Origin of the sequence: Bremerella sp. P1, from assembly GCF_028748185.1 — a bacterium.
Taxonomy (GTDB): Bacteria; Planctomycetota; Planctomycetia; order Pirellulales; family Pirellulaceae; genus Bremerella.
This window is the reverse complement of the sequence record NZ_CP118164.1, coordinates 6,557,846-6,573,206: the sequence shown is the minus strand read 5'-3', so window position 1 is coordinate 6,573,206 and position 15,361 is coordinate 6,557,846. Positions and strand designations below refer to the sequence as shown.

Below are 15,361 nucleotides of genomic sequence, written 5' to 3'. Positions count from 1 at the left end.
ATATTAATGTCGAACTGGATTGATGTTGCCGCCGCCGCGGACTGCGAACTGGGCCAAACGCTGGAAGTCGTCGCCGCCAAAAGAATGGTCGCCATCTATCACACCAAAGATGGTTACTTCGCAACCGATGGCATGTGCGCCCACCAGGGAGGCCCGATCGGTCAGGGAGAACTATGCGGTAACATCGTGACCTGCCCTTGGCATGGTTGGCAGTATGATGTCACGACGGGAAAGCACCAGCTCAGCTCAATCCATTTGGATTGCTTTCCGGTGAAAGTCGAAGAAGGACGTATCTTGGTAGACGTTCCTGTTGAAGACTAATCAGAGATCGATCGCCTAGGCTCGGTCGATAAGAAGACCGAGCCGTCACGACTTGTTCGAACACTCGACAGAACGGCGGATCTAGCTTCCTTTGCCGTTCTTCTTCAGGTCGAAGTTCATGTCTTCGCTAGGACCCGAGATCTCGGCCGTTAGTGGCGTCAGGTGCTTCGCGTTGTAATTTGGGTGAGTGATCGTTTCCAGCTTCTGACGGGTACCACTATCAGGCACGCCCTTCAGAATGTATTCTTCACCGACGACCTTGGTACCCAGAACCATGACCTTCTTAGCGCCTGGTTCCACTTCGGCGGCGTAGGCTCCGTCTTTAATCGGAGAACCTGCGGCTTGTGTGGCTCCATCGGCAGAAATGAAGGTGATCAGGCCTCCTTCAACCGGTTGGCCTTCAACCGTGACCGTACCGCTAACGGGAACGGCAGTCGATGCCTGGCCGCCGCACCCGAGCAAGAGGGAGATCGAACAAAGAGCTGGCAGTACGGCCAGTCGTGGAGAGTATTTCATAACAAGCGTCGCTTTTGGCAGTTGGAAAAGAATGTGAGGGAGTCGCGGCTTCGCTAGAAACGTCAGGCATCGCGCCGGATGGGATGCGCGATGCCTTTTTCTCAGTTCAACTTGGTTATGGGAGCTGCAGCGTTTCGCCACCGCGACCCGACAACGCAGCAGTCCAAACGCTGTCATTAACGGTCTCGGAAACGAATCGGACCGAGCCATCCATCATGCTTACGTTCACGCCGCCTGGGTGATTGCTGCGGGCAGCGATCTGGTATTCCTGGTTGCTACCGACCTGGGTGCATGGCATCCGGCGGTAATCGGCGTGGGATGGATCTTCGGTAGTATCTTTACACTGACGACACTGATCCGGAACACGCGAGTTGGGCGTGTTGATCGACATGAAGCCGGGGCTTCCTTCGTCGTTGAGCATGTCGCCGCGGTTGTCATCGAGTTGGTTCGGCGAAGCGATCAAGATTTCAGAGAAGCCAGCCGTGTTCGACGTACCATCGGTCAGGTCGGCGAAGCGATACATGTGACGAACCCCGAAAGGCGACCCACTGTAAATAGCCTGGTCGGCCGCGTTCTGGTGCAAGTGGGTATTGCCCATGTTGGTGACATAGTTGCCCATCACGCGCCAGTAAGTATCGGACTGGGCTTGGGTGACGTTCACCTTGTCCGAAGGACAGTAGTAGCCAGGGACAAACACGCGGTGGGTTTCGATGTTGCCGGATACGTAGAATGGATTAGCAATGTTGTACTGATCGTACAGGGCCGACTGTTCGATGAAGGGCCACAGGGATACGGCGAACGTGATTCGTTCGTAGTGTTGTCCGTTTTCAACCGTCCCGCCGCTGTTCATCGCAGCCAGTGGCATGAACCCTTTGTTGATGTCTGCGAAGTTGTGGGAGGCCAATGCCCACTGCTTCAAGTTATTGGTGCACTGCATGCGGCGTGCTGCTTCACGGGCTTGTTGGACCGCCGGTAACAGTAGCGCGATGAGCACCCCGATAATGGCGATAACGACTAAAAGTTCGACGAGGGTGAAGCCTTGCCGTGAGGTAGTTCGCATAGTTGGCAGCTTTCGAAGAATAGTAAGGAAAAAGAATTGGTATTACGTATCGAGTCTGTGCTCAATTGGCGGAGCACGCCGTGCTACTCCAAAACACAGTAGATAGGCAGAAAAAACGACCAAATGGAAAAGATTTTGGTTGCGGTGGACTGGATTATACAACCGTTGTGGGGATTTATCTAGGCTGGAATTGAGATATATTTCCTATTCCGGATGAGTAGTGCTGTGGCAGCCCAGGACATGAAAGTGACGCAAATTGCCAATTTGTAACCCTGAAATTGCAAAAATGTAACGAATTATCACCACTAAAGAGTGGCAATGTCTAGATCGGCAGGGTGGTGATTTGGTGTATTTTGAGGACTGTTGCGATCTTAGGCGGCCTAGTCCTCCTTAGAAACCTTGCTGCTGATTCTGGAGTGCCAATTTGGCCCTGGAAGACAATCGGTGCGCCAAGCGAAAAAACTCGAAGCGATGCGGGTCATTTGGATTCGACGGGCGGCCTACTAGCCTGGGCGGTTATCGAGAGGTAACTATTCGTGGACGTTTCGCCTAAGGAGTCACTAGAATAGGTAACGACTGTTCGCTCGCCTTCCATCTGTCTCGCCAGGCCAAGGAGCCTTACGTCTTGTTGGAGAACTCGACACTCGATCGTCGCTCGCTTTGCCTTGCCGCATTCTTGATCGTCTCGATCATCTTTGGTGCCGCCGGCAATCTGCTGGCTCAGGATGAAACGGTTGGTGATTCCACCAACGAGGAATTGATCGCGCAGTTGGGAAACGAACAGTACCTGGTTCGCGAAGCAGCGGAAGATCAGATCATGAAGCGAGGAGCCGGCATGCTTCCTCTGCTTCGTGAAGCCCGAAGGTCACCCGATCCCGAAGTCCGCCTGCGGGCCGCTTCGCTTTACCAGCAACTGAGCGATCAGGTTCGAAGAGACAATTTCAATCGGTTTGCCGACATGGCCAAGGATGTCGACCTGCCGGGATGGAAGCAATTTCAAGAGCGACATGGCGATACGCGGGCAACGCGGAAGCTCTATGTGTCGATATTGAAAAATGAGTGGGACGTGATCGTGGCGCTCGAGACGCAGCCGCAGATGATCGATTACCTGTTGTTTCAGCGAGCCAACAAAATCCGCGAAGACCTGTATGGTCCGAATCATATTCAGATTTCCGAGGGGACCGCAGCCGCGATGCTGCATGCGACTTCCTTCGAGGACATTCGGATTACCGATCCGACCATGGATCAACTCAAATTCCTGCTAGCTGCTCCGCAGGTCACCACCAGCTTGCAAGATCCGGAAAGTGCCAGTCCGCTGTTGAGCGTGTTCGATCAATGGCTGGAAACTAATTTGAAGTCGGGCCGCTTTACCCAGGAGATGCGGTTTGTCGTGTTGACGACTTGCCTGCGAGAAGGGATCAAGAGCGGCAAAATCGTCGCCAAACAGATGCTCGACGAGAGGGCTAGTCCGGTCTATCAAAATGGCTTCGGCCAATTCGGTGCAATCAACGCGACCCAACAGATGATGTACGCGATGCTCGCCATCGCCAAGCTCGGCGACAAGGAAGACATCGAGTATCTCAGCAAGTACTTCGATGACGAAACCGAAGTCTCGCTGCCGACCGTTCAGGGAGATCACTTCAACACGCTACTCAAGGATGTCGCGCTCGTCGCTGTGTTGCATCTTTCCGGCGAGAATCCTAAAGATTTTGGCTATCCGCGCATCTCGACCGATCCCAACTTCTTATACAACATCCGCTCGATCGGCTTCACCACGCCAGAGCAGCGCGAGCAGGCCTTCCAGAAATGGGAAAAGGCTCAGCAGTCCAAGTCAGACGAAAAGTGATGCTAGCGTGCTGGCAATTTGGATTGACCTGATTCTCTGAACTTGGCATGATCCCGCGACGTGTTTTTGAGTAGCGCCCTGGCGTGCCATGGACGATACTTAGAAAAGCACGCTATCGCTTTAGGAGAGAAGTCATGCGCAAGGTCGCGCCAATCATTTACGTCGCTGTTCTCGTATCGGTCGCTTCGCTGGGTTGCCGTTCGCCCTACCATCAGGACCAACTGGGTGCTTTGGGGGCCGGTACCGGTGCTTTGGCTGGTGCGGCGATTGGTAGTGCATCGGGGCATACAGCAGGTGGTGCCATCATTGGCGGCCTGGTCGGAGCCACCGCCGGATCGGCCGTCGGCGCGCACATGGACGAAGTAGAAGCTCGGAATCAGGCCCTGTTTCAGCAGCGTCTCGGGCGTCGTCTGGAAGGACAAACGAGCTTTGATGATGTCATCGCGATGAGCAAGGCTGGTCTCAGTGACCAAGTGATCACCACGCATATTCGCCGGCATGGCGTCGCCCAGGTGCCATCCGCACCGGACCTGATTTACCTGAAGAACAATGGCGTAAGCGATGCCGTGATCAACACAATGCAGAATCCGCCGGTCGAAGTCGCTTCGGCTCCCGTTCGCGAACGGGTGATCGTCGAAGAACATCACTACGGACCAGCTCCTTATTACGGCCCGCATTGGCATCATCGCCGGCACTACCACCACCGACCTGGGGTACACTGGGGCATCACCGTCGGACATTAGTCGACACCCATTCCGTAAGATGGAAAACAAAACCAAGGGAAAGCTCAGGGCTTTCCCTTTTTCATTGCGCCAGGAATGAATTGTGTGTGAATTCACCAGAGGCCCTGTCGGTTCTCCAGTGGATCAAGCGTTATACTGATGCTGCGAGTCTAGGCGGAACATTTATTTCGACGAGAAGATCATGAGTAGCGAACGCTTTCAAGACAAGCCAGAAGCATCCCAGTCCACGGCCAAAGAAGCGGCTACTGGCGATCACCCGCATCTCCTTCCTCCGCGCTGGATTTGGGTGGTGGGCACGTTGTTTTTGCTCTTGGGAATTGTGGGGTTTTTCGGGCGTGTTCTCGGAAACGGACCACTGGCTGGTTTGTACGATGCCATTTGGATTTTCCGTGATCCGGCGATTTGCAATGTGATGGCGTTGATTGGCGGTTTCTTTGCCTGCTTCATCCCGCTCATCTGGTTCACTTTCGCCAGCGAGTGGCCTGTTGCCATTCGATTCACGCCAATCACCTTGATCGGTTTGGCGGTCGTATGTTTCTTCTCGATCTTCGAGATCCAAGGTGTCTCAGGCGAAATGGTTCCCCGGTTTGGCTACCGGTTTGGTAAGGCTCCCGACCAGCGTTTGGGTGAGTTTACCGCGGAAGCAAGTGACTCGGAGGACGCTCAGTCGCTTACGCTGGAAGACGATCCGAATGCCTTTCCGCAGTTCTTAGGGCCTGATCGAAACAGTCGCCTGGCTGGTCCGCAGCTTGAGACCGATTGGGCCGCCAATCCGCCGGAAGAACTCTGGCGGATGCCGATTGGTGCCGGCTGGTCCGGCTTCTCGGCCTTGGATGGTCGGATCTACACGATGGAGCAGCGTGACAACGAAGAGCTTGTGACCTGCTACGACATGAAGACTGGTAAGCCTATCTGGGGAACTGGCATCCAGGCACGTCACTACACGGTGATGGGCTACGTCGGTCCGCGCTGCACTCCCCTGCTCTTGGATGGTCGAGTTTATGCGCTCGGGGCGACGGGAGTCTTTCGATGCTTGGATCAACGCACTGGCGAAGTCGTTTGGCAGCACGATCTGTTAGAGATGTATGGCGTTTCGCCGGATGTCGAAGCCAAGAACATTGCCTGGGGTCGTGCCAACAGTCCTTTGGACTATGAGCTAGAAGGTCGCCAACTTGTGATCATTCCTGCCGGCGGTCCTGAGAAAACGAACAAGGAGGCGATGGTCTCGCTAGTGGCCTTCGATGCGGAAACGGGAGAGACTGTTTGGGAAGGCGGGCACGAACAAATCAGCTACGCTTCACCCAGCATCGCTCAGGTTGATGGCAAGGACCAGATTATCAGCATCAACGAATCGACCATCACGGGACACGATCCGGCGACCGGCAAACAGTTGTGGTCCTTTGATTGGCCGGGTAGTTCCAGTGGCAACGCGACCTGCTCGCAAGTGCATTCGCTGGGAAACAATCGCTTCTTTGTGTCGAAGGGTTATGGGCAAGGCGCGAGTACGTTCGAGGTCAAAGCCGACGGTGATGAATACACCACCGAAGTCTTATGGAGCAATGCCCGCGTCTTGAAGACCAAGTTCACCAACGTTGCGATCCTCGATGATGATGTCTTTGGACTCAATGATGGCATCCTGGAGAAGGTTCAGCTGGAAGCCAAGCGTCCCGAGTGGCGGGAACGTGGTTTTGGTCACGGCCAGGTTTTGCTCGTGGGCGACGTGCTTTTGGTCATGGGAGAAGAAGGTGATCTTGCCGCGGTTGATACCGCCTCGGAAGACTATCACGAGTTCGCACGTATCAAAGCGCTTTCGGGCGAAATCGCACCCACCTGGAACCCGCTCTGTTTATATGGCGATCTGCTGCTGGTGCGAAACGCCGAGGAAGCCGCCTGTTATAAGCTACCCACGAAAGACTAAGTCGCGCTGTCGATCAGCCAGTCTTCGAGATTCGTTTGCTTGATGGTCGGCGCTCGTAGCAAATAGGCACGCTCGCCGATCAGGGCATTCAGCCAGGGACGATAAACGAGCGTGGACAGTGCCCGCGTACTGATGCTGGCTTTCACCTGGGCTGCGACGTTTTCTGCGAGACGGCTGTAAGTCGCCGGCACGATGTTTGGCTCGGGGCCCAAATGAATCAGGGACTCGGTACCGCTACTAAGTGTATGGTAGACCGCTTGCCACAGATGCTGCGGCTTGTCGACCCACTGGCAGATGAGTTCGCGGACGTTGGAGTCGTTGTAGCTGCATTCGCCGGTCACCAGGGAAAGCACCGGTGGCTTCGGAGCCGTGAACCCACTCTTCATTTGGCTCATCAGCAATGAGGCCCGTGAGTTGATATGTTCTCGCCACACGATCGGCGTGTGCATAGGCGGCCACTTGTGAGGATTCTTCTTCACGTGAACACGATCAGCAATCATTTCCTGCAACCGCTTGTGAAGCCGCGTCGTCGTCTCGTGTTCGCCGATGACAATCAACGAGTTGGGGGAAAGAATTGCCGAGATGCCAATCAGCCCATTACCCTCGGCGTTGATCTCTTGGCAGAGGTGATGGACACGATCGGCGCTGAGCGTTGTCTTGCGACAAAAGATGACCGCCAGCGTACAAGTGGGGGCCAACTTGGCAGTATCGGTGGACAAGGAAAGCGGAATAGTGAGGGCGTCTTCTAGACTCAGGCATTTCCCCGCGACCAAAGCAGTTAACTCTCCGAGGCTGTAGCCCATTAGGTACTGTGCCTTGGACAACTGCACGTGGTATTCCTGTTCAAGAATATCGACGTGTGCCATTTCCACAGCCATAATCAGCGCGATGGCGTCGGGGTAGGTATCCAGGTCGGTTTCCTCGGCCCGACTTACGCGGCCCAGCAGATCGATCGGTCGATGCAACACGTCGGAGGCAATCTGACCGCATTGCTCCAGTCTTTTGGCGGCGTATCCACCAAACCGTGGATGATTCAATAACTCAGGCGTACGTCCCAAATTCGTGACGTTGTAGCCGCGAAACACGAACGCGGTCGTACTCAGTTGCCCAGTGATCTGATCCGCCATGATGGTTGTCGTCGCCAAGTTGCGTGTCGATGGGAAGCTCATGCGCGGGGCGTGGCATCCCGTATTGCCTATCGACAATATACAATGCAGGTAGCATCAATGTGGAAAGTAGGACAAGACGACCATGGAAACCACCCCGGAATCAGCAACAGCCGATTTCAGTTTAAAAGGAAAAGTCGCGGCCGTGACGGGTGCTGCTAGCGGAATCGGTCGAGCGATTGCTCTGCAATTGGCCCGTCAGGGGGCTTCGCTTGTCTTGCACACCCGCAGCAATGATCACGGTCTCCGCGAGACCGCCAACCTGGCTCAGTCTATCTGTCCCGAGATTGAAGTCGACCTTTTAATCGAAGACTTCCAGGACCCACTGCAGCAAGACCGCTTCTGCCAACAGGCCTGGGATTGGAGCGAAGGTATCGACATTCTGGTCAATAACGCCGGTGTTGATGTGCTGACAGGTGAGGCCGCGCAGCTAACCTTCGAGGAGAAGCTGGAACTCGTCTATCGCGTTGATGTCGTTTCCACGATTCGAATTTGCAGGACACTCGGAACCCGCATGAAGGAAATCCCAGGTAGCAGCATCGTGAACATTGGCTGGGATCAAGCTGAGCATGGGATGGAAGGTGATAGCGGCGAAATGTTTGCCGCCTCGAAAGGCGCGATCATGGCGTTCTCGAAGAGCCTGGTCAAGTCGCTGGCCCCCAACGTTCGCGTGAATTGCGTGGCCCCGGGATGGATTCAAACGGCATGGGGAGAAGACAGCTCAGAGTACTGGCAAGCGAGGGCTCAACGCGAGGCCCTCGTACAGACATGGGGCAAGCCAGAGGATATCGCGGCGGCCGTTGGCTTTCTCGTTTCACCAGCGGCACGATTTGTGAATGGGCAAGTCATTCCGGTCAACGGCGGATTCAATCATGGAGGTCAGCTTCCACGAGACGTGAAGGAGTCTTAAAGGCGCCATGCCAAAGCCTCACATTCATTTCGTTACCGGGAAGCTGGCCGAATCGTCTCTGCGAAGTGTCCTGGGCCAATTGGCGCCCAAGGCAGGTTTTGAGTACTCGGTCCAGGTTCTCAACATTACCGTAGCTGCCTTGATGACGGCCGACTGGATTGCCAATCGCATTCAGGTGCCGGCTGAGGCGACCCAGGTGATGGTCACAGGCTACTGTCGTGGCGACTTGAAGCTGATCGAAGAAGTCGCCAAGGTTCCAGTTGAACGCGGCCCTAAGGATCTGCGGCAACTGCCGGACTGGTTTGATCAGCCGTCGCTGGCCGATGACTACGGCCAGTACGATATCGAGATCATCGCCGAGATCAATCACGCGCCGAGCTTTACTCTGGAAGAGATTGTGGCCGAGGCTCGCGAGCTCCGCGCCGCTGGTGCAGATCGTATCGATGTGGGTTGCGATCCAGGCAGTATCTGGACGGGTGTTGCCGATTGCGTGAGAGCCCTCCGTGACGAAGGTCTGAACGTGTCGGTCGATAGCCTTGAGCCGCAAGAGATCGCTCCTGCCGTGAAAGCCGGGGCCGGCCTGGTATTGTCGGTGAATTCAAGCAATCGCGAGTATGCCGCCGATTGGGGTTGCGAAGTCGTCGTGATCCCGGATGATCCGAAAACTCTCAAAGGATTCGACGAGACGATCAACTACCTGGTAGGTAAGAACGTCCCCTTTCGCTTGGATCCGATTCTCGAGCCAATCTCGTTTGGCTTTACCGAGAGTATCGTCCGTTACCATGAAACGCGGCGACGTTATCCCGATGCCGAGATGATGATGGGAATCGGTAACCTGACCGAACTGACTGATGCCGATTCTGCCGGCATCAACGTGATGCTCTTAGGCGTTTGCCAGGAACTAGGCATTCGTAGCGTGCTGACCACGCAGGTCATCAATTGGGCCCGTACGAGCGTTCGCGAGTGCGACCTGGCTCGGCGGTTGATGCGATACGCACTAGAGCATCGAACCCTTCCCAAGCGGATCGAACCCAAGCTGGTTACGCTGCGTGATCCGAAACTGAGTGAGCCGACTGAAGAAGAACTAGCTCAGTTGCCACAGCAGTTAAAGGATAAAAACTACCGCCTTTTCGTTGCCCAGCAGATGCTGCACTTGATTTGCAGTGACCTCCATTTGCAGGACGAAGATCCATTCTCCCTTTTCGAGAAATTAGAAGCGACCAATCCCAGCAATTTGAACCCGTCACACGCGTTCTATCTTGGCTTCGAGTTATGCAAGGCAATGACGGCGTTTCATCTCGGGAAACAATACCGGCAGGACGAAGCACTCGACTGGGGCTACCTGACGCACGCCGAAGAGTCGCATCGTATCAACCCGCATAAAAATCGTCGCAAGTTCCAAGAGCCCGGGGAGCCCGACGATGAATCGTAGCCCGGCTTTGGGAACTCCGCTTGTCATCCCGCTGGACGATGGCATTCAGCCTGAGGACGTCTTTACGCGACTCGCAAGGTTGCCGCACGTGCTGTGGATGGACAGTGCGCGGCACGACGAGAAGCTCGCGCGCTACAGCTTTCTGATGGCGGATCCTCTCGAGGTCATCCAGGCCGGGCCGCTGCAGATGGAAGATGCCCTGGCGCGGCTGTCGGAACTGGAGAAGACATTTCGGCTGGATAGCATCGCCGATCTTCCACCATTTCAAGGCGGCGCCGCAGGCTACTTTTCGTATGACCTGAACCGGGCCTTTGAAAAGGTGCCAGAGACGAAGTTCAATGAGTTTCATCTCCCGCTGCTATCCTTTGGCGTCTACGACTGGGTGGCCGCCTGGGATCATGTACAGGGGAAAGGTTGGTTGTTCTCAACGGGCTTTCCTGAAGTCGAGCCCGAGAAGCGACAAGCTTTGGCTAAGACAAGGGCCGACGCGATTCTGGCGATGTTTGCGAGTGATGCGGTCAACTGCGAAGAGGCTACTCCTGGAAGGGTGGTTCCTGCATCGGAACTAGCCCCCTGCTTTGCTTGTGCAGAGTTTCCCGGCGTGATGAGCAACTTCCCGAAGGAAGACTACTTGGAAGCCGTGCGTCGATCGGTCGAGTACATTCACGCTGGAGACATCTTCCAAGTTAATCTGGCTCAGCGGCTCATTGTCGAAGCCAAGTCATCTTCACCACAGCTATATCTTAAGCTACGAGAAAAGAACCCTGCCCCGTTTGCCGGATACTATGACTTCGGAATGGGGCAGATCGTGTCGGCTTCGCCTGAACGATTTATTTCGGTTCGTGATCGAATGATCGAATCGAGACCCATCAAGGGAACCAGGCGTCGCAGCGGTCGCCCGGAACTCGATATGTTCTGGGGCGACGAACTGATCCGCAGCGAAAAGGACAGGGCCGAGAACGTGATGATCGTCGACCTGCTGCGGAACGACTTGTCGCGGATCTGTAAGCCTGAGAGCGTCGAGGTAACGAGTCTCTGCGGACTGGAAACTTATCAAACGGTACAGCACCTCGTTTCGATCATCGTGGGGAAGCTGGAAGAGGAAGTGGGCATCCGCGAGATTCTGGAGGCGATCTTCCCCGGCGGTTCGATCACCGGAGCCCCGAAGATTCGGGCGATGGAGATCATTTCGGAACTCGAACCCACGGCTCGAGGGCCTTATTGTGGATCGCTCGGGTATTTTGGTTTCGACGGTTCAATCGACTGGAATATCCTGATTCGGACCGTGATTTCTTCGGGTGGTTGGTGGCAGTTTCCCGTGGGCGGGGGCATCGTGGCCGACTCCCACCCCTTGCGGGAATACGAGGAAACGTGGCATAAAGCATTGGGACTTCTCCACGCGGTGCTCGACGAATGATATTGGTCATCGACAACTACGATAGCTTCGTGCACAACCTGGCGCGGTATTTTCGCCAGTTGGGGCAAGAGGTTTTCGTGCGCCGCAACGATGCCATCACGATCGAAGAGATCAAGCAGGTCCAGCCCGACGCAATCGTCCTTTCACCGGGGCCATGCACACCGACCGAATCTGGCATTTGTCTGGATGTGGTGCGGCACCTTCAAGCGGCGGTGCCTATCTTGGGAGTCTGTCTGGGACATCAAGCGATTGTCGAAGCGTTGGGTGGCCGAGTCGTTCGGTCGAACCGGCCGATGCATGGCCAGGCCTCAAACATCACGCATGATGGATTGGGTGTCTTTCGTGAACTGCCGTCGCCCATGCAAGTTGGCAGGTATCATTCGCTGATTGCGGAGCGAGACTCGCTGCCGGCATGCCTGCAAATCAACGCCCAAACCGATGACGGAACCATCATGGCGGTCTCGCATGAGTCGCTACCAGTTGTGGGGGTTCAGTTTCATCCTGAGTCTGTTCTGACTGAACACGGCTACAGGCTGCTGGCTAACTTTCTACAGATGGCGGGTCTAGCGGCACCGAACAAGGTGGACATTGCCATGCCCAAGATTGTGATCCCCGGCGGTCCAGCGCTGGCCGAGGGGGACCTTTATTGGAGTCAAGAGTTGTGAGTGATCCTCGATTGAGAATCGTCGAGGGTATGCTCACGACGCAGAACGCCGATGGCACGGTGAATGTCGCTCCGATGGGACCCCGTGTCGACGACCAGATCACGCAGTTTCTATTGCGACCGTTTCCTGGTTCACGCACGTACGAAAACTTGCTGCGAACCCGTCAGGCAACTTTTCACGTGACTGACGACGTCGAGATGATTGCTCAGGCTGCCGTCGGAGACTTGCATCAAACGCCAGAATACCTTGCGGAAAGCGACGAGGGTTATCACATCCTCGCTGGATGTTGTCGCTGGTACCAGTTGGAAGCGGCCCAGATCGATACGTCCGGTGAGCGGGCCGCATTGACTTGCCGCGTCATCCGGCAGGGCCATATCCGTGACTACTTCGGGCTGAATCGCGCAAAGCATGCGGTCTTGGAATTGGCGATTTTGGCCACGCGCGTGCATCTTCTGTCGACGGAAGAAATCGATCAGGCAATCGCCACGATGGCTTCTTGGGTCGAGAAAACCGGCGGTAACGCGGAAGTTAGGGCCTGGGAATTCCTGCAATCGACCATTCAAGAGCGGCGAATCGCGGGCAGGGAATCGTCCTGAGGCCGGAAGTTCGGTAAACTGCTGGGATGCCCCTCTTCAAGCCATCACCCCTGGTAGGATCCTCGTCTTCGCAATTGGCGAAGTTGACCGTGGGTGCGCGCCTCCATTTCGGCCTGTTGGCGTTCGATTCGGACGAAGCCTCGTTTGGCGGTGTCGGTGTGATGATCGATCGCCCAGGGCTGGAAGTTCATGCAAGTGAGGCGGAACATTTCGCCGCGACAGGACCTCTGGCGGACCGGATCGAGGCCTTCGCGAGGTTGTGGCAGCAGTCAACCGATCTGGACCTTCCCGCAGTGCGCATGGCGACTCGCGGGCAGCTACGCGATCATGTCGGGCTTGGCTGTGGTACTCAGCTGGGGCTGGCCGTAGGGACGCTGCTTTCCAAGTTGGCAGGCTTCCCTTTGCCAGACATCCCGACGTTGGCCTCTACGGTCGATCGAGCGAAGCGGTCGGCGATTGGGTGTTATGGATTTCTGCTGGGCGGTTTTCTTTTTGAGACAGGCCATCATGACAACAGCTTTCCGCAGCTGGCCTTCCGAGGGGAGGTTCCTCCGCAGTGGCAATTCGTTCTGGCGACCCAGCATGAGGTGCACGGGCGGCATGGCGAGGATGAAGAGGAAGGCTTCCGCCAGTTAGACCGCGTACCGGCTCCTACGACGGCGCGGCTTCGACAATTGGTCGAAGGAGAAATGATTCCCAGCCTGGAAGCAGCCGATATTGCTCGCTTTGGAGAGTCGGTCTACGAGTACGGCTGTCTGGCTGGCGACTGCTATGCTTCGCTTCAAGGTGGCCGCTACGCGAACCCAACGTGCACTGATCTTGTCCAGCGGATGCGTCGCTACGGGATCGCAGGCGTAGGGCAAAGTTCATGGGGCCCGACCATCTTTGGTTTATGTGAAGATGGCCGGCAAGCCGAGGCACTTTGCACTCAACTACGAGAGCGGTATTCTGAAAGCCAGTTACATCTGGAGATTTCCCAGCCGAATAATAGCGGTGTCCAACTCGAGTGGGCCTCGCATGACGGCTGATTAGCATTTGAGAGGAATCGGAGTTCATGCCTCATTTGGGCGTTAATATCGATCACGTTGCCACGATTCGCCAGGCTCGCAATACGAATGAACCTGACCCGGTTTGGGCCGCGGCTCTGTCCGAATTGGGGGGCGCTGACTGTATCACGCTTCACCTGCGAGAAGATCGTCGCCATATTCAGGATCGCGATCTGGAAGTCATGCGGCAGACGGTCAAAGTGAAACTGAACCTGGAATTGGCCGCGGAAGCCGATGTGGTTTCGATTGCCTGTCGCGTGAAACCAGATCAGGTGACCCTGGTGCCGGAACGCCGCGAAGAAGTCACCACCGAAGGTGGCCTGGATGTCGTCACCCACGAAGCAGCGATCACCCGGGCGATCGACCAGTTCCGCGAAGCCGGCATTTCGGTCAGTCTGTTTCTCGACCCGGAACCGAAGCAGATCGACATGGCGGCCAAGCTGAAAGTTGACGCGGTCGAACTACATACGGGGCAGTATGCTCTTACCAGCGGGCGTGAACAGCAAAAAGAACTAACCCGCCTCTCCATCGCCGGGGAACAGATCCACAAGGCGGGCATGCAACTGTTGGCCGGGCATGGGCTGACTTATACGAATGTTCAGCCAATTGCACAGATCCCCGAAATGGCCGAACTTAATATTGGCCACAGCATTGTTTCGCGGGCCGTTTTCGTCGGTTTTCGCGACGCGGTGGCCGAAATGAAACGGCTGATCACGCTCTAGCCGCTACTGGCCAAATTTTCATGCGTATCGTATTATAGGCCGGTCCAAGACAGGTTTTTGTTCTTAGTTAATTCGTTTTCAAACTCTTGGTGTTTCAGCATGACTCGCAAAGGTAGCGACTTCGCAGGCGTATCGGTAGCAATCACGACTCCTTTCAAGGGAGACCTGGTGGACTACGACTTGCTGAAACAACAGGTCGAATTCCAGATTGAAGCAGGCGTGAACTGCCTTTGCCCGGTCGGAACCACGGGTGAATCGCCGACCCTCTCACACGATGAGCACGAACGCGTCATCAGCGTGGTAATCGAAACGGTTGCAGGTCGTGCGAAGGTGATGCCTGGGACCGGCTCGAACAGCACCCACGAAGCTCTGAAGCTAACCCGTTGGGCTGCTGCTGAGGGCGCGGACGCCGCTTTGGTGGTCGCTCCTTACTACAACAAGCCAACCCAAGAAGGCTTCTACCAGCACTTCAAGGCCCTGGCCGAAGACTCGTCGATTCCGATCTGCGTCTACAATATTCCAGGTCGAACCGGCAAGAACATCGAACCCGAAACGATTGCCCGGCTGTCCGAGCTTTCGCAGATTCAGCTGGTCAAAGAAGCTACCGGCTCGATGGATCAGGCATCGCAGACGCTGGAATTAACCAACCTGACGCTTCTCAGTGGCGACGACAGCATGACTCTTCCGCTGATGTCGATTGGCGGCGAAGGGGTGATTTCGGTGGTCGGAAACATCGTTCCTCAGGACATGCTCCAGCTGGTTAAGGCCGCCGCTGAAGGTAACTACGCCGAAGCTCAGAAGATGCACTTCAAGCTGTTCACGCTTTGTCGCGAAATGCTTGGTCTTTCGACCAACCCGATTCCAATCAAGGGCGCGATGAAAATGCTGGGCCGCGACTCAGGCGAATTGCGTCTACCGATGACGCCGCTGTGCGAGAACGGCGAAAAGCGTCTGGCCCAGGTGCTGACCGATTACGGCTTGCTCTAATCCTCGTTCTGGATAA

15 protein-coding genes are annotated in these 15,361 nt (G+C 55.7%); 12 read left to right on the top strand and 3 right to left on the bottom strand.

Translation table 11 applies throughout. The features are described 5' to 3' along the window. Positions 1 to 6: 6 nt before the first annotated feature. On the top strand, positions 7 to 321 hold the full coding sequence (locus tag PSR63_RS26545) for a Rieske (2Fe-2S) protein (protein ID WP_274329132.1): 315 nt from the start codon (positions 7 to 9) through the stop codon (positions 319 to 321). 81 nt (positions 322 to 402) lie between these two features. Here PSR63_RS26545 and PSR63_RS26540 read toward each other — a convergent pair whose 3' ends face one another. Both PSR63_RS26540 and PSR63_RS26535 read right to left on the bottom strand, forming a co-directional pair. Next, entirely contained in the window at positions 403 to 837 is a 435-nt protein-coding gene (locus tag PSR63_RS26540) for a hypothetical protein (RefSeq protein WP_274329130.1), read from the bottom strand. A gap of 115 nt (positions 838 to 952) precedes the next feature. Next, complete coding sequence (locus PSR63_RS26535) at positions 953 to 1,897, bottom strand: DUF1559 domain-containing protein (RefSeq protein WP_274329128.1); 945 nt, start codon at positions 1,895 to 1,897, stop codon at positions 953 to 955. Between the two features lie 625 nt (positions 1,898 to 2,522). Between PSR63_RS26535 and PSR63_RS26530 the strand changes: the two genes are divergently transcribed. The 3 genes from PSR63_RS26530 to PSR63_RS26520 all read left to right on the top strand — a co-directional run bounded on the left by PSR63_RS26530 (position 2,523) and on the right by PSR63_RS26520 (position 6,404). Beyond that, positions 2,523 to 3,743 carry a hypothetical protein gene (locus PSR63_RS26530; RefSeq protein ID WP_274329126.1) on the top strand — a complete coding sequence of 407 codons (1,221 nt, stop codon included), beginning with the start codon at positions 2,523 to 2,525 and terminating at the stop codon, positions 3,741 to 3,743. Between the two features lie 134 nt (positions 3,744 to 3,877). Continuing rightward, positions 3,878 to 4,486, top strand: a complete 609-nt coding sequence (locus PSR63_RS26525; protein WP_274329125.1) for a glycine zipper domain-containing protein — start codon at positions 3,878 to 3,880, stop codon at positions 4,484 to 4,486. A gap of 181 nt (positions 4,487 to 4,667) precedes the next feature. Further along, positions 4,668 to 6,404 carry a PQQ-binding-like beta-propeller repeat protein gene (locus PSR63_RS26520; protein ID WP_274329123.1) on the top strand — a complete coding sequence of 579 codons (1,737 nt, stop codon included), beginning with the start codon at positions 4,668 to 4,670 and terminating at the stop codon, positions 6,402 to 6,404. Here the strand turns inward: PSR63_RS26520 and PSR63_RS26515 are convergent. Then, positions 6,401 to 7,573 (bottom strand): hypothetical protein, encoded by a 1,173-nt coding sequence (locus PSR63_RS26515; protein WP_274329121.1) that lies wholly within the window; start codon positions 7,571 to 7,573, stop codon positions 6,401 to 6,403. The two genes, PSR63_RS26520 and PSR63_RS26515, sit on opposite strands and share 4 nt — an antisense overlap. An 82-nt stretch (positions 7,574 to 7,655) precedes the next feature. Here PSR63_RS26515 and PSR63_RS26510 point away from each other — a divergent pair, with 82 nt between their 5' ends. The 8 genes from PSR63_RS26510 (at position 7,656) to dapA (ending at position 15,345) form a co-directional block, all read left to right on the top strand. Then, positions 7,656 to 8,480 (top strand): SDR family NAD(P)-dependent oxidoreductase, encoded by an 825-nt coding sequence (locus PSR63_RS26510; RefSeq protein ID WP_274329119.1) that lies wholly within the window; start codon positions 7,656 to 7,658, stop codon positions 8,478 to 8,480. A gap of 7 nt (positions 8,481 to 8,487) precedes the next feature. Continuing rightward, positions 8,488 to 9,912 carry a DUF6513 domain-containing protein gene (locus PSR63_RS26505; RefSeq protein WP_274329117.1) on the top strand — a complete coding sequence of 475 codons (1,425 nt, stop codon included), beginning with the start codon at positions 8,488 to 8,490 and terminating at the stop codon, positions 9,910 to 9,912. Next, positions 9,902 to 11,329 carry an anthranilate synthase component I family protein gene (locus tag PSR63_RS26500; protein ID WP_274329115.1) on the top strand — a complete coding sequence of 476 codons (1,428 nt, stop codon included), beginning with the start codon at positions 9,902 to 9,904 and terminating at the stop codon, positions 11,327 to 11,329. The genes PSR63_RS26505 and PSR63_RS26500 overlap by 11 nt, the downstream gene beginning before the upstream one ends. After that, positions 11,326 to 11,994 carry an anthranilate synthase component II gene (locus tag PSR63_RS26495; protein ID WP_274329113.1) on the top strand — a complete coding sequence of 223 codons (669 nt, stop codon included), beginning with the start codon at positions 11,326 to 11,328 and terminating at the stop codon, positions 11,992 to 11,994. The genes PSR63_RS26500 and PSR63_RS26495 overlap by 4 nt, the downstream gene beginning before the upstream one ends. Further along, positions 11,991 to 12,590 carry a DUF447 domain-containing protein gene (locus PSR63_RS26490; protein ID WP_274329112.1) on the top strand — a complete coding sequence of 200 codons (600 nt, stop codon included), beginning with the start codon at positions 11,991 to 11,993 and terminating at the stop codon, positions 12,588 to 12,590. Before PSR63_RS26495 ends, PSR63_RS26490 begins: the two co-directional genes overlap by 4 nt. An 89-nt stretch (positions 12,591 to 12,679) precedes the next feature. Next, on the top strand, positions 12,680 to 13,618 hold the full coding sequence (locus PSR63_RS26485; RefSeq protein ID WP_274329110.1) for a hypothetical protein: 939 nt from the start codon (positions 12,680 to 12,682) through the stop codon (positions 13,616 to 13,618). Positions 13,619 to 13,644: 26 nt separating this feature from the next. Next, positions 13,645 to 14,358 (top strand): pyridoxine 5'-phosphate synthase, encoded by a 714-nt coding sequence (locus PSR63_RS26480; protein WP_274329108.1) that lies wholly within the window; start codon positions 13,645 to 13,647, stop codon positions 14,356 to 14,358. Between the two features lie 99 nt (positions 14,359 to 14,457). Further along, positions 14,458 to 15,345 carry a 4-hydroxy-tetrahydrodipicolinate synthase gene (gene dapA, locus PSR63_RS26475; RefSeq protein ID WP_274329106.1) on the top strand — a complete coding sequence of 296 codons (888 nt, stop codon included), beginning with the start codon at positions 14,458 to 14,460 and terminating at the stop codon, positions 15,343 to 15,345. Positions 15,346 to 15,361 lie beyond the last annotated feature (16 nt).

What these genes read in the sequence shown, in the direction of transcription:
- PSR63_RS26545 (WP_274329132.1), top strand. Translation starts at nt 7, where the DNA reads ATGTCGAACTGGATTGATGTTGCCGCCGCCGCGGACTGCGAACTGGGC.
- PSR63_RS26540 (WP_274329130.1), bottom strand. Translation starts at nt 837, where the DNA reads ATGAAATACTCTCCACGACTGGCCGTACTGCCAGCTCTTTGTTCGATC.
- PSR63_RS26535 (WP_274329128.1), bottom strand. Translation starts at nt 1,897, where the DNA reads ATGCGAACTACCTCACGGCAAGGCTTCACCCTCGTCGAACTTTTAGTC.
- PSR63_RS26525 (WP_274329125.1), top strand. Translation starts at nt 3,878, where the DNA reads ATGCGCAAGGTCGCGCCAATCATTTACGTCGCTGTTCTCGTATCGGTC.
- PSR63_RS26520 (WP_274329123.1), top strand. Translation starts at nt 4,668, where the DNA reads ATGAGTAGCGAACGCTTTCAAGACAAGCCAGAAGCATCCCAGTCCACG.
- PSR63_RS26515 (WP_274329121.1), bottom strand. Translation starts at nt 7,573, where the DNA reads ATGAGCTTCCCATCGACACGCAACTTGGCGACGACAACCATCATGGCG.
- PSR63_RS26510 (WP_274329119.1), top strand. Translation starts at nt 7,656, where the DNA reads ATGGAAACCACCCCGGAATCAGCAACAGCCGATTTCAGTTTAAAAGGA.
- PSR63_RS26505 (WP_274329117.1), top strand. Translation starts at nt 8,488, where the DNA reads ATGCCAAAGCCTCACATTCATTTCGTTACCGGGAAGCTGGCCGAATCG.
- PSR63_RS26500 (WP_274329115.1), top strand. Translation starts at nt 9,902, where the DNA reads ATGAATCGTAGCCCGGCTTTGGGAACTCCGCTTGTCATCCCGCTGGAC.
- PSR63_RS26495 (WP_274329113.1), top strand. Translation starts at nt 11,326, where the DNA reads ATGATATTGGTCATCGACAACTACGATAGCTTCGTGCACAACCTGGCG.
- PSR63_RS26480 (WP_274329108.1), top strand. Translation starts at nt 13,645, where the DNA reads ATGCCTCATTTGGGCGTTAATATCGATCACGTTGCCACGATTCGCCAG.
- dapA (WP_274329106.1), top strand. Translation starts at nt 14,458, where the DNA reads ATGACTCGCAAAGGTAGCGACTTCGCAGGCGTATCGGTAGCAATCACG.